Raw genomic sequence first — 13904 nt, forward strand, 5'->3', positions numbered from 1 at the left:
TACCGTAAATAATTATCAATCATGACTTTTTTTAAATCGTTTCTAGCCTCCTGCTTAGGCATTTTTACCACTTTTGTTTTATTAATCATCACATTCTTTATTGTGATCTCAGCCAGCTCATCCGAACCTCTTCCCGAAGTACAAGAGAATAGTGTGCTCACTATAGAAATGACCGGGACTATCCCTGCTTATGTCGTTTCAAGTCCTGTTGAGACCTATTTCAACCCACTTGCAGGGAATAAATTATCGTTAGTTACATTAAAGGAGAATCTGGAAAAAGCAGCAGCTGATGAACGTATCAAAGGAGTCTGGGTAAAAGCTAATATACTTAGCGAATCTTGGGCAAACCTGCAATCTGCTTATCAATATCTGGAAAAGTATAAAGAGAGCGGAAAATTTTTGTATTTCAGTACCGACGATATTGGAATGAATGAACAGTCTTATTATCTCGCTTCGCTTGCCGACAGTGTCTTCAGTCCACCAAATACTAATTTTGAGTTTAATGGATTTGTATCCCAAATGACATTCTATTCCGATATGCTGGACAAAATTGGCGTAGAACCGGAAATCTTTCGGGTAGGAAAATATAAGTCTGCCGTGGAGCCATTTTTGCAAACTTCCGCTTCACCTGAAAGCCGTGAGCAAATGGAGGAAATCATGGCTTTGGCCACTGAAACCTTCATAACCGCCGTTGCTGAAAAATCCGGGAAATCAATGGATGAAGTAAATGATATGCTTAATTCCGATCCAGTAAACCGACTTCAGTTCGCTCATGAAAACGGATTAATTGACGTTCTTGCTTTCGAAAGTGATGTGGAGCGAATTCTAAAAACAAAACTGGGTATTGAAGAAGATAATAAACTTGAAACCATCAGTTTTCAAAATTATGGTGAGATTCCCTCATCCTTAGCCGGTGTGAATATGCCCTCTTCTCAGGATCGGGTAGCTGTGATTTATGCGAGTGGCCCCATAATGCCGGAATTGGGGAGTCAATCTCCGTTTGGTAATTCCGGGTTGATCACCGCCTCGAGTATTCAAAAGCAGTTGGATGAAGCTCTAGACCGATCAACTATAAAAGCCATTGTAGTGCATATAAACAGTCCGGGTGGTTCTGCCAGCACCTCTGACTTGATCTGGAATTCCATTCGCGAGGCTTCCAATGAAAAACCGGTGATTGCCTATATGGGAGCTGTAGCAGCATCAGGAGGATATTATATAGCCATGGGAGCAGATAGCGTTATGGCAGGGCCAAATACCATTACCGGATCCATCGGTATTTTCAACCTGCTTTTCAATGTACAAGAGCTTACCGAAGAAAAAATCGGTCTCGATTTTGACGTAATAAAGTCCCATGAATATGCAGATCTGTTTGATCTTACCGATCCATTTACACCTGCAGAAGAACGCATTATTCAACAAAATATAGAAAATGGATATGAGGCTTTTATAGGACGGGTTTCTGATAACCGTGGCATGAGCAGGAATGAAGTAAATGATATTGCTCAGGGACGCGTATGGACAGGTGCTGATGCCAGGGAAGTTGGTCTTGTAGATGAACTTGGCTCTCTCGAAGACGCCGTTGCCATGGCAGCAGAAATGGCGGGGATCGAAGAATACCGTATCGAAAATTACCCCAAACAAAAGGGTCTTTTTGAAGCATTGATGGCCGGTTCACAGGCGAAAATTCAGGCCTACATGTATAGCTGGATTCCATTTGAACAAACCGAAGAAGTCAAAACCATCCGCATGCTAATGGAACAACCTGCCGGCCAAAACTGGATGATCTTACCCACAGAAATCACCATTAAATAAGAGTATATGAATGTAGGTCGATTTGAGATTGAACAACTTAGCGAGGGAATTTTTGAGATCTTTGAAGATGGTGTAATCCAAAAAACCAGTAGCTCTGAAATTACCGCCCCAAAGCAGGAAACTAGTATCAAATCCTCTTCAACTCCAATTGGGATCAACCCGATCTTAATTCGTGATGGGAAACACAATGTGTTACTTGATACGGGCTTGGGCTGGGGACTGGATCACAAAAGCCGCTATACAGATACCTCAAATTTGCTTACAAACCTTGATATTTTTGGCCTTAATCCTGCTGATATCACCCACGTAGTGCTCAGCCACCTGCATTTTGATCATTCAGCCGGTTCTACTTTTGTGGATCATACTGCTTCCACACAACCTACTATGCCATACGCCAACTATTTTGTGCAAAAAAAGGAATGGTATTTTGCACTTGAGCAAATGAATGAAAATATCAAAACTCCCGGTGCAGGATATAATCTCGACGAAATGTACAAACTGGCCGGAGACGATAAACTTGTGATGCTTACTGATACGTCTTTTGAGTTACTGCCCGGTATTGAGCTGATTCGTACCGGTGGACATACACCCGGCCACCAAATAGTCAAAATTCAGGACAGCGGAGACACCGCTTATTTTTTAGGTGATCTAATTCCCTCTGAACATCATCTCAACCATTATGCTATGAGGCAGTTAGATATTGATCCCGTTCAATCAAAAAAAGCAAAGACCTTGATATTGCGACAGGCTTTAAAAGAGAAAGCTTTACTCCTTTTCTATCATTCTATTCATGCTAAAGCAGGAAAACTGGAACAGGATAAAGACAAGAAGTTCATACTGAGAGAAATACAGTAACTTATGCTTACCATTGCATATATTGCCTATATATTTTTCATTCACTGATGAATAACATTCTGCAATTTTAATATCATCGCCAACCAAAATTTTCATCCGCTAAATACGCTTCCGACAGTAATGAAAAAATACCTGCTGCTTCTTTTATTGGCAATAATTCCTTCACTTGCTCTGTCACAGATACTAGTGGTTAAAGATGCAGTTACAAAAGAACCTATCCCTGTTGTAACTGTTAGCAGCTCAAGCCCTTCTGTTTATACTACTACTGATGAGAATGGAGAGGCAGGTATTAGCCGTTTTAAAGATTCTGAAGCAATTGAAATACGCATTCTTGGATACAAAGCGATCACTAAGAGTTATTCCGAACTTGAAAAACTGGCTTTTGAGATCTTACTGGAGCCCATTGCCTTCGACATGAACGATATGGTTATATCAGCTACAAGGTGGAACCAAAATTCAGAAAACGTACCCTCAAAGATCTCAACCGTGAGTACCGAAGCAGTTCGGCTTCAAAACCCACAAACCGCTGCAGATCTGTTGAATATTTCAGGCAAGGTTTTCATTCAGAAAAGTCAACAAGGTGGTGGAAGTCCCATGATCCGAGGTTTTGCTACAAATCGGCTTTTATATACAATAGATGGAGTTAGGATGAATACCGCCATTTTCAGAGGGGGAAATATTCAAAACGTCATTTCCCTTGACCCATATGCTACTGAAAGCACCGAGATTCTCTTCGGTCCGGGATCCGTTATTTACGGAAGTGATGCCATTGGCGGGGTGATGAGTTTCCAAACGTTAACACCGGAGTTTTCTGACGATGATAATGTTCAATTCAACGGAAATGCCGCCATTCGATATTCCTCTGCCAATAATGAACAAACCGGACATTTTGATCTTAACGTTGGTGCGGAAAAATGGGCTTTTGTCAGTAGTCTCAGCTCTTATGATTATGGGCATCTGCGTCAGGGTGAGAATGGTCCGGAGGACTACGTAAAGTCTTTTTACGTTCAACCCCAGGCAAATTCCGATGAGGTAATCTTACAAAATGATCCGTTGCTTCAGAAACCTACTGCTTATTCGCAGATCAATGCCATGCAAAAAATTCGGTTCAAGCCAAATACCAACTGGAATCTTAACTACGGATTACACTACTCCGAAACTTCTCCTTATGGCCGATATGACAGACATAACAGAACTATTGATGATCTTCCGCGCTATGGGGAATGGAAATACGGCCCACAAAAATGGATCATGAATCATTTAAAAACTGATTACATCGGGGAAACCGGATTATTTGATAACCTGAGCATCAGCCTGGCCCATCAGTTTTTTGAAGAGAGCAGAATCAGCCGTGACTTCAATAGTCCCAACAGAGAAAGAAGAATAGAAAAGGTTGATGCATATTCAGCTAATGTCGATTTCCTGAAGATCGTCAGCGAGAGTAACACCTTTTATTATGGGTTTGAATACGTACTTAATGAGGTTAACTCAAGTGGAGTCAGTGAGGAGATCATCACAAGAACAACACAACCGGGTCCCTCAAGGTACCCTGATGCAACCTGGCAGTCATTAGCAGCCTATATCAATGGTGAATTCGAGCTGTCGGATAAAATCACTCTTCAGGGTGGTATCAGATATAATCATATCCTTATTTCAGCAGATTTTAATACCGACTTCTACCCTTTCCCATTTGAGGAAGCCAATATCTCTAACGGCTCGCTGACCGGCAGCTTGGGAACAGTGTATCGCCCTTCAGAAAGCTGGGTCATAAACGCCAACCTTTCTACTGCTTTCAGGGCTCCGAATGTGGATGACATAGGAAAGATCTTTGATTCTTCGCCCGGCACGGTGGTTGTACCAAATCCGGATCTAAGCCCTGAGTATGCCTACAACGCCGATCTTGGCGTAGCTCATACCTTCGGAGATAGATTGAAAATGGATGTAACGGGCTATTATACCATTCTGGAAAACGCTATTGTGCGAAGGAACTTCACCTTGAACGGAGCGGATAGCTTGATGTATGATGGAGTTCAAAGTCGTGTGCAAGCTTTACAAAACGCTGCTACAGCCGACGTCTATGGAATTCAGGCGGGTATGGAGTTTAATCTGAATCAGGATGTAAAACTCAGTTCAGACTTCAATTTCCAAAAGGGAGAAGAAGAACTGAATGACGGTTCAACAAGTCCTTCACGACATGCCGCTCCCTGGTTTGGGGTAACTAGATTGACGTATCAGAAAGAGCAGTTGAACTTAGAGTTGAACTCGTATTATCAGGGAGAAAAATCCCATTCCGAGCTTTCTGTAAGTGAACAAGATAAAACAGAGATCTACGCGCTGGCTGAGAATGGAAATACCTACGCCCCTTCCTGGTACACGTTGAATTTTAAAGCTTTATATACCTTCCGGGAATCATATACGATAAGTGCCGGACTCGAGAATATCACGGATCAGCGTTATCGTCCCTACAGTTCAGGAGTTTCAGCACCGGGAAGGAATTTTATACTTTCCCTGCAGGTTTCTATTTAAAAGTTATCCTATAACTAATGGCATGTTGACGGGAATCGTGTAACAGGTGATTTGGCGGAGCATTATATTTTAAGCAAAGAATAGACTAAAAATGAATAGCTAAATGAACAATCTTTTGAAGTCCTTTCCGGAGAGGCACCCTTTTATATTCAACGCTGTAACTGTGGGAATCCCTACACTGCTGATCTTATCCCTGTTTGTGATCTTTGATCCGATTGGATTTAAAAAACTAGAACTGGCTAATCGTGTTGTTATGTACGTGATGCTGGGCTTACTTTCTTTGTTTGGGGGTTTGTTGGTGGGTGGGTTTTTCAGGTGGATATATTCCCGTGCTTCATGATGTTACCGTCCTAGCATTTAAGCAACAAGAGTGAGTGATGCTAACCCTCGTTCCGCCGCTCTCAGCCTGTGTGAAAACTTCAAAAGAGAGTATTAGTTGCAAATTGTTTTGTGAAGTCTTTTCTGTAAACAATTTTTTGACATAACAACCAAAGATAAGTCCAAAAACAGGCCGACGATTTTTCCACTAACTGTGCCGCCTCCATTAGCTTCTCGATGCCCATAATTCTTGGCTTTTATTCAGTTAGAGCCATTTGGGAGATATTCCTTACAAATTATTTTGTATTAGGTTCCTTGCAGGTTGAGGCTGAGCCTCAACAAGGCATCACGGAGCAGAGCACCGTGACGAGGACAAACCTAACGGCCCAGCGCAAATAAATAAAGCACCACAACGGGTTCAAGACACATTAACGATGCTCATGGATTATGAACCTGAGATTTTGGAAATTACTGAAGATGCCCTGGAGTTGTCAGAGGAGTACTTAAACAGTAAGATTTTAACTCCAAAATTTCGCGATGACGCCTTGCATATAGCTTTAGCCTCGTTGGCCACTGTGGATGTTTTGGTTAGCTGGAATTTTCGCCATATTGTTCATTATGATAAGATTCGCCTGTTCAATGCCGTTAATATTGAAAACGGGCTGAAATCCATTGATATTTACTCACCACGTGAGGTGACCAATTATGAAGAATAAAGAGTTAGATATAGTAAAGACAATTCGAACTATTCGTGATAAAAACTATGAGAAAACCAAAGAATTGTCTCGCGAAGAGTTATTGGATTGGTATCAGAAACAGAGAAAAGAAGCGATGAAAAAATTCAGTCGATCATCCCAAGGATCAAAACTTACTGAATAATTCATTAAATCCGTTGAGCTAAAATAATAAATGGACCCCGTCACCCACGGTCTTATTGGTGCTACCGCCTCGCAGTCGTTTGCGAATAAAAGAACCTTTCGGGCGGCGGTTCTTACAGGACTGGCCTCAGCCATGCTCGCCGACCTCGATGTGTTCATATCCGATGCTTCCGATCCGCTGCTTAACCTGGAGATGCACCGGCAGTTCACGCACTCCATATTCTTTATCCCATTTGGTGCATTGGTCGCCACCCTTGTTATCTGGTGGTTGGTAAAAAAGTATCTGACCTTAAAGGAAACCTACTTTTACAGCCTGGCCGGTTACGCTACGGCAGGAATTATGGACTATTTCACCAGTTACGGTGTGCAGCTTTTCTGGCCCTTTACCGATCAGCGTTTCTCACTGGATATCATCTCGGTTTTTGACCCGGTTTTTTCGCTGGGGATCATCATTCTGACCGGTATCGCTTTCTTCAAAAGAAAGAGGAATTATGCTTGGCTCGCCATCGCATGGATGATTTTGTACCTTAGCTTTGGATTTTTTCAGCAACAAAAATCGACTCGGATCGCCGAAGAGATCGCTTCATCAAGAGGTCATACCATCACCAAACTGATCGTCAAACCGACCATTGCCAATCAGCTGGTTTGGAGCGTTCGCTATGAAAGTCTGGATACCTTATATACTTATGGAATTCGTTTATTCCCGTTTTCGGAGCCGATCATTTATAAGGGTGAAACTGCCCCTCTTCTCGATTGGCGGGATGAATTCAACAACTTCAAAGGCACCATTTTATATGACGACATTGAACGGTTTTCGAAGTTATCGGATGACTTCCTCATCAAACACCCTGATCATGAAAACGTGATCGGAGACGCCCGCTATTCCATGCTGCCCACTACCCTTTCTCCTCTGTGGGGAATTGAGATTGATACAACCCGACCTGATCAACATATCGATTTCGGGACCTATCGGGATGCGAGTCCGGAAGTGAGACAGGATTTTATGGATATGCTGTTTGGTAGGAAGATTCCCTGATCATACTACCACCGGAACTGGAAGCTGGAGCTTCCGGGACTGCATGACGAAGGTGGACCTTCGTCACGAGGAGAAAAAATACTGCTTGGCTGTCGTATCAGTTAATTGGTCAGCCGAAGAACATTTGTATCTGGTTGGATAACCATTTTCTAAATTCATCCGTAGTTGGCGGGCAGTGGCGGGTATCTTTTAATAGCTCGGTTTCCACCAAAGGGAGATGAGCCTTTACCCTTTCAATTAATGGTTTACCCGGAAAAGAAATATCCTGATCTGCCCCCATAACAAGACATGGCATTGTCAGTTTTTTAAGCGTTTCATCCGATGAGACGGGAGGAATGCTTTTTGGTGTAAAATAATCTTTCATGGAATCTCCAAGAAAATATCCCCAGTCCTCATCCCAGTTCGTTAATAAAAAGTCAGTCAATGCTTTCAAATGCTCTTCAGTTGGGTTCATCCTGTATTTGATCATTGGAATAGCCATTTTTGCTAGTCCTTTGAAAACCGATCCTTGAACAATACCTGCCGGAACTACCAACGCTAATTTTTTGACTTTTTTAGGATACTCAGCCGTAAAACGATGCGCTATAAATCCTCCTAAACTTATCCCAAACAGGTCAATTTCATTGACTTCTAATTCTTCTATAATTTCGGAAAACCAATGTATATATGAGTTGTCTTGATAAGAAAGTCGGTTTGGAATGCCGCGAACTGAATGTCCGGGAATATCAGGAAGTATTAAATGATAGGACTTAGTAAGATACTTTAGTTCGGAAAGCAAGTGTGCTGAACCTGTCAACATAGCGTGAAGACATATCAGAGGGGGTTTAGAAATATCTCCCGTAATTAATATCTGAGACTCTCCAAAAGAAGTAGGAATAGTTTCGAAGTGAACCTTGCAGTCAGCCTTAACTAAAAAACGCTGATACCACTCTTCCTGTCTGTTACGGGCTTCTTCATTCTTAAAAATATCTTTCCCCATACCTAAAATATTTATCTCTGCATATCTACAATTCAGAGAATGTAATACGGGGTAAAGTGTAATTCAACTAAAGAAAGAAGGAAGGAAGAAACCCGTCCTTATTTATTCATCGAGATGAGAAACTCTTCGTTGTTTTTTGTGCCTTTAATTTTTTCGAGCAGGAAGTCCATGGCTTCAAAAGGACTCATATTCGTAAGATAGCGGCGCAGCAGTACTACTTTTTCACGCTCGGCTTCAGAAACCAACAGTTCTTCACGGCGGGTTCCGCTTCTGAAGATATCAATAGCCGGATATACCCTGCGTTCTGAGATTCGACGATCCAGATAAATTTCCATATTACCTGTACCCTTAAATTCCTCAAAGATCACGTCATCCATACGCGAGCCGGTATCGATCAGAGCAGTAGCCAAAATGGTTAGGGATCCGCCATTCTCGATATTTCGGGCTGAACTGAATAGTTGTCGAGGTGCTTTAAGGGCTTCGGAATCGACCCCTCCGGACATGGTTCTTCCTTTGTTAGAAGCCACGACATTATAGGCGCGTGCAAGTCTGGTTATGGAATCCATAAGCATCAATACATCATGACCACTTTCAACCAAACGCTTGGCCTTTTCAAAAACGATCTCAGCAAGGCCAATATGGTTCTCCGGTTTTTCATCGAAGGTAGAGGCAACTACTTCCGCATTTTTAACGGAGCGTTCCATCTCTGTAACCTCTTCCGGGCGCTCATCGATCAGTACGATCAATATCTTTGTTTTAGGATGATTTGCAGCAACTGCGTTTGCAATGTTTCTCAGGATCGTAGTTTTACCGGTTTTGGGCTGGGCTACGATCAAACCACGCTGACCTTTCCCAATAGGTGCAAAAAGGTCGATCAACCGGGTTGAATGTTCCTTAGGATCAAACTCCAATCGGTAACGTTCATCAGGGTGCACGGGCAATAGATCATCAAATCCCTGCCGGTTATCCATATCATGTGGGATACGGCCGTTTACTCCTTCAATTCTGAGCAACGCAAAATAACGCTCTCCGACTTTTGGAGGGCGGATCACCCCTATAACACAATCTCCCTGCTTTAATCTGAATCTCTTTATCTGAGAAGGCGATACATAAATATCATCCGGACTGGCTTTGTAATTATAATTTACGGAGCGTAAAAATCCATATCCATCAGGTAAAATTTCGAGGGTTCCCTCATTGAATAAATAAGGCCCCAGATCAGGCTCTAATTCCTTTATACGCTCTTCCAGACTATTTGCATCAGACTCAGGCAGCTTATTATGCTCATGCCCCTTACGGCGATTATTATTATTGTGTTTGTGCTGATGCTTCTTCTTCGAATTATCCTTTTCCTCGTCCTTCTTTTTATAGGAAACGATATGATCTTGCCCGCCATAATTCTTTAGCTCAGAATCTTTCTGGGTCGAATCATTTCTCTGATTGTCTTCTTTATCATCAGAGTTATCAGAGCTTTTTCCTGATTCAACTCTTTCGCGTATTTGTTCAACTAACTGAACTTTACGTACTCCGGTAACGCGTTTGATTCCAATAGATTTAGCAATGGTCTGTAATTCGTGAAGCTTCTTTCCCTCTAAGGATTCCAACTCCCCGGCCGAGATTCCGGCGGTTTCATTATCTGACATAAAATGTGGCTGTTATGAATATATGATTCTTACTGAATTTTGGGGTGAACATCATGTTACCCTGTTTTGGTAACGATACTGGATATTCAATCAGGTAAGGATAAATGTGCGGTGCTTTTATGATACGTTTGCTGTCCACCGCTTAACTATAGGATAAAAGTAAAAACTTCCCATAAAAATTACTAACTCTGTCTTCAATTCATTCAAAATATTTTCTTTTTGAGGTTCATCCATCAATTCAACGTCCAGCTTATGTTTCACATCACTGAATTTAGCAGCTCTTTCCCCTTCTTGTTCAACGAAATATGCTTTTTTGAAACCGGTCAAACAATCTAGCATATCCTCATTCAATTTTTCCTTCATGGCAGAAAAGACCAATACGGTATCTGAGATGGATTTAATAGCCTGTATAGCTTGTAACGATGATTCCAATGCCTGGGTATTATGAGAACCACTAAAATACCACTCATATTCAGGGTGTAATTTTTCGAATCTTCCGGGAGCCCCTTTAAACTTTGCGATCGAATTTATTCGCTGTGATTCTTTTGTAGGAAATTGTTCATTTAAAACATCTGATACTAACCATGAGCATGCAACATTCCACTTATTTACTGCTTCTTTAAATAAAGTTTTCACTTCAATCGCCCCATCTTTGAGCGTGATAATTCCATTTTTCCAGTCCGGATTCAAATGAACGGAAGAATATAGCTTGCTGTGTTCCGTATTAGCTTTTTGCTCAATTACATCTTTTGGTTTACCGGTTATATTTCCAATAATTACAGGTCTGTTCGATTTTATAATACCTGCTTTTTCCTCAGCGATCTCTTCAATAGTATTTCCAAGAATATTTTGATGATCAAGACCTATACTGGTGATCACTGACACCTCCGGATTTATGATATTCGTTGAGTCCAGCCTGCCCCCTAAACCCGTTTCAATTACAGCAATATCTACCTCCCGGTCTGCAAAAAACCAAAAAGCGAGTGCGGTACTGATCTCAAAATAGCTGAGCTTAATTGCATCGAACAATTTTTCAGCCCTTTTAAAAAACCGAAGTATATCCTGATCCGGTATTTCCTTTTGATCTACCCTTACTCTTTCATTGTACTTTAGCAAATGGGGTGATGTAAACAACCCGGTTTTATAGCCCGCATCAGAGTAGATCTTTTCCAGTAAATAGCAGGTTGTTCCTTTTCCATTGGTTCCTGCAACATGAATAGAAGGATATACATCTTGAGGATTTCCTAAAGCTTCACAAAAAGCACGAATATTATTCAAGCTAAAATTAGCAGCCGAACTTCCGACCTTTTGAAACATTGGGATGGAATCTAAAAACAGCCATACATCCTCAATGGAATTAAACCTGCTCATGTCTTCAATTCCTGCACTTTATATTGTTCAAAGCTTTCTTTGATCTTTATCACCAGGGGGTGTTCTATTTCAAAGATAATGTCATCCAGCGATAAAATTTCTTTGATCTCTACCAGTGAATTGGTAATAAATACAGCCTCAGCTTCACGGACCTCATTGAGGTCAAATTCTCCAGTTTGAAGTTCGAGGCCAAATGATCTAATCACTTCCATAACTATTCCTCTAGTAACGCCCGGTAATAAATCGCAATCAACATTCGGGGTGTAAACTTCATTTTCTTTCACCCAAAAAATATTGGCAGAAGTGGTTTCACTAATCTTGTCATGAACCGTGAGCATCAAGGCATCATCGCACAGGGCTGCTTTGGCCTCTTGAGCGGCTTTGATGTAGTTCAGCCCGTTACTGAGCTTATACTTACGATCGAGCGCTTCAGAAGGAATACAGCGGATTTCAGCCAGGGTTAGTTTCATTGGTGTATTGTCAGGTGTGACTGCTGAAGTCTGTATCATCCATTCCATTTGGGAGGAATTTGTTTTATACCCCCTGTCCCCTTTTCGCCAGCACTGAATGCGAATCATGGCATCTTCTACCGACAACCCATTAACATCAATTAGTTTCAGGATATGCTGCTTAAGTTCATCAGAATTAAGATCGGGTTTGATCTCAAGGTATTCCAATCCTGCCTTTAGTCTTTCGAAGTGGGTATCCCATCCTAAAAAACTCCCTGAATAGCTTCTCAAAGTCTCGAAGCAGCCATCACCATACATCATTCCACGGTTATGTGGAGAGATCATGGCCTCGCTTTCTTTCATGATACCCCCGTTCAGGATCATTTTCATGGTGCTATTCATGCAGATAGACTTTTAATGAATCGTAGCCCACTCCTTTTTCATATCCGATATTTGAAGTCAATACATTCGATTCCTCATCAAATAAGATATAGCTTGGGAAACCGGGCACCTTCAGATAGTTGAAAAAATGTGCTCCATCTGTATATATAAATTCCGGATAATCCCTTCCCTCTGCTAACGATTCTTCCGCATCTTTTACCATCGCTGCAATCACAACTAAGGAATCAATTTCGCTTTGCAAAAGCTGTATCTCATTAAGCATAGAAAGCGATTTGTCTGACCAGCTGGCCCAAAATACCAAGATGGATGGCTGCCCTTTTAGATCAGTAATACGGACAGAATCTTCTTTACCTATCACACGCATTTTCATGATGGTCAGAGAATCGGACTCAGCTACATTCTCTACAAACCGCTGATGTTGTTTGTTGGTGAAATTGAAGGAAGACAGAACGATCACGATCATGGTGATCACCGCAACGGCTATCATAAATGGAACAAATTGCTTTTGCTCTAAGCGCATATTTTTTGGTTAAAGATAGATAAGATTCTACTTCAAAATAAGGCCGGATATGGGATCAATTTTGATCTCAGCTGAGTCCATGGTTTCTCCGGTAAGCATGTTCTGAACAGACTCATTTCGGCTCCACTCCGTTAGATCTATTATTTGCTCTTCCGCAGATCGGTTCAGCAATACCCATATCTTTTCCCCCATGTAATCTCGTTGAAAAAGAACCAGTTTTTGGTTTTCGTTGTGATCCAGAAACTTTGCCGTACCTAGCTTCAAAGCCGGTTCCGAATTTCTGAGATACGCCAGTTTTTGATAGAATTCAAAAAGATCAGTATCGAAATTATTATCGTCTACAGGCCGCTCTTCACCAAATGGATGATGTGTTTCGGGCTCATACTCCAGATCTTTCCATACCATAGGTTTACGATCATCGGGATCATCCGCACCCCACATTCCGGTTTCAGTTCCGTAGTAGATCATCGGCGCACCCTTCCAGGTAAACTGGAACAAAGCTACCAGCTTTTGAATTTGTCGTTCCTGCTCATTTGGCTTTCGTACTTTAAATCCATCCACTGGATGACTCTCACCTTCATATTCGATTCCGGGGTTTACCGTAAATGAAGCCAGTCGTGCCGTATCATGGCTGTCCATCAGGTTTTGAAGCACATGTCCGGCTCCTTCAGGATAGTCTTCTTCGATCTGTTCTAACCTGCTCACAAATTCCTCAGTATCAATTTTATCATCGATCAGAAAATCTTTAGCGGCATAGGCAAATCGATAGTTCATAACTGAAGTAAACATATCGCCTGAAATAAATTCTTTTGCCTTTTCTGTCCAGATCTCCGCTACTGTAATAGCCTCTGGATTAATGTTTTTCACCAGACCATGCCACTCCTTCCAGAATTCCTTACCCACTTCTTCAGCTACATCAAGTCGCCAGCCGTCAATACCGTCCGAAGGATCACCGTCTCCATTTGGATCCATCCACCTTCTTGTTACCGCAAAGATGTGTTCGCGTATTGGCTTGATCAGTGTCCCTTCTTCTTCTCTAAAAACAGGAAGTCCTTTAAAGCCCCACCATCCTTCATGATCAAATTCATTGGTATCGGGTGTAGCGGGATCATCGA

Annotated in this window: 13 protein-coding genes; 7 read left to right on the forward strand and 6 right to left on the reverse strand. The window is 41.8% G+C overall.

The window, feature by feature from the left end:
* Positions 1 to 21 precede the first annotated feature (21 nt).
* The 7 genes from sppA (at position 22) to VFM80_RS03665 (ending at position 7425) form a co-directional block, all read left to right on the forward strand.
* Positions 22 to 1812, forward strand: a complete 1791-nt coding sequence (gene sppA / locus VFM80_RS03635; RefSeq protein WP_395069650.1) for a signal peptide peptidase SppA — start codon at positions 22 to 24, stop codon at positions 1810 to 1812.
* Between the two features lie 6 nt (positions 1813 to 1818).
* Positions 1819 to 2667, forward strand: coding sequence for an MBL fold metallo-hydrolase (locus VFM80_RS03640; RefSeq protein ID WP_395069652.1), 849 nt, complete (start codon positions 1819 to 1821; stop codon positions 2665 to 2667).
* Between the two features lie 120 nt (positions 2668 to 2787).
* Positions 2788 to 5193 carry a TonB-dependent receptor plug domain-containing protein gene (locus VFM80_RS03645; RefSeq protein ID WP_395069654.1) on the forward strand — a complete coding sequence of 802 codons (2406 nt, stop codon included), beginning with the start codon at positions 2788 to 2790 and terminating at the stop codon, positions 5191 to 5193.
* Positions 5194 to 5296: 103 nt separating this feature from the next.
* Positions 5297 to 5533 (forward strand): hypothetical protein, encoded by a 237-nt coding sequence (locus VFM80_RS03650; protein WP_395069656.1) that lies wholly within the window; start codon positions 5297 to 5299, stop codon positions 5531 to 5533.
* 418 nt (positions 5534 to 5951) lie between these two features.
* On the forward strand, positions 5952 to 6227 hold the full coding sequence (locus VFM80_RS03655) for a hypothetical protein (RefSeq protein ID WP_395069658.1): 276 nt from the start codon (positions 5952 to 5954) through the stop codon (positions 6225 to 6227).
* Positions 6217 to 6390 (forward strand): hypothetical protein, encoded by a 174-nt coding sequence (locus VFM80_RS03660; RefSeq protein WP_395069660.1) that lies wholly within the window; start codon positions 6217 to 6219, stop codon positions 6388 to 6390. Before VFM80_RS03655 ends, VFM80_RS03660 begins: the two co-directional genes overlap by 11 nt.
* 30 nt (positions 6391 to 6420) lie before the next feature.
* Positions 6421 to 7425: a metal-dependent hydrolase gene (locus VFM80_RS03665; protein WP_395069661.1), complete on the forward strand. Its 1005-nt coding sequence runs from the start codon at positions 6421 to 6423 to the stop codon at positions 7423 to 7425.
* A 109-nt stretch (positions 7426 to 7534) separates the two neighbouring features.
* Here the strand turns inward: VFM80_RS03665 and VFM80_RS03670 are convergent, their stop codons facing one another.
* The 6 genes from VFM80_RS03670 to VFM80_RS03695 all read right to left on the reverse strand — a co-directional run.
* A complete protein-coding gene (locus VFM80_RS03670; RefSeq protein WP_395069663.1) occupies positions 7535 to 8404 on the reverse strand; it encodes an alpha/beta fold hydrolase in 870 nt (289 codons plus the stop codon).
* Positions 8405 to 8502: 98 nt separating this feature from the next.
* Positions 8503 to 10047 carry a transcription termination factor Rho gene (gene rho / locus VFM80_RS03675; RefSeq protein ID WP_395069665.1) on the reverse strand — a complete coding sequence of 515 codons (1545 nt, stop codon included), beginning with the start codon at positions 10045 to 10047 and terminating at the stop codon, positions 8503 to 8505.
* A gap of 117 nt (positions 10048 to 10164) precedes the next feature.
* The gene (locus VFM80_RS03680) at positions 10165 to 11418 is read right to left on the reverse strand and encodes a bifunctional folylpolyglutamate synthase/dihydrofolate synthase (RefSeq protein WP_395069667.1); all 1254 of its coding nucleotides are present in this window, start codon (positions 11416 to 11418) and stop codon (positions 10165 to 10167) included.
* Entirely contained in the window at positions 11415 to 12269 is an 855-nt protein-coding gene (locus tag VFM80_RS03685; RefSeq protein WP_395069669.1) for an aminotransferase class IV, read from the reverse strand. The genes VFM80_RS03680 and VFM80_RS03685 overlap by 4 nt, the downstream gene beginning before the upstream one ends.
* A complete protein-coding gene (locus tag VFM80_RS03690; RefSeq protein WP_395069671.1) occupies positions 12262 to 12789 on the reverse strand; it encodes a TlpA family protein disulfide reductase in 528 nt (175 codons plus the stop codon). The genes VFM80_RS03685 and VFM80_RS03690 overlap by 8 nt, the downstream gene beginning before the upstream one ends.
* 27 nt (positions 12790 to 12816) lie before the next feature.
* Positions 12817 to 13904: alpha-amylase family glycosyl hydrolase (locus VFM80_RS03695; protein WP_395069673.1), on the reverse strand; the 1088-nt coding region annotated here is incomplete at its 5' end.

Source organism: Gracilimonas sp., assembly GCF_035704785.1.
Classification (GTDB): Bacteria; Bacteroidota; Rhodothermia; order Balneolales; family Balneolaceae; genus Gracilimonas.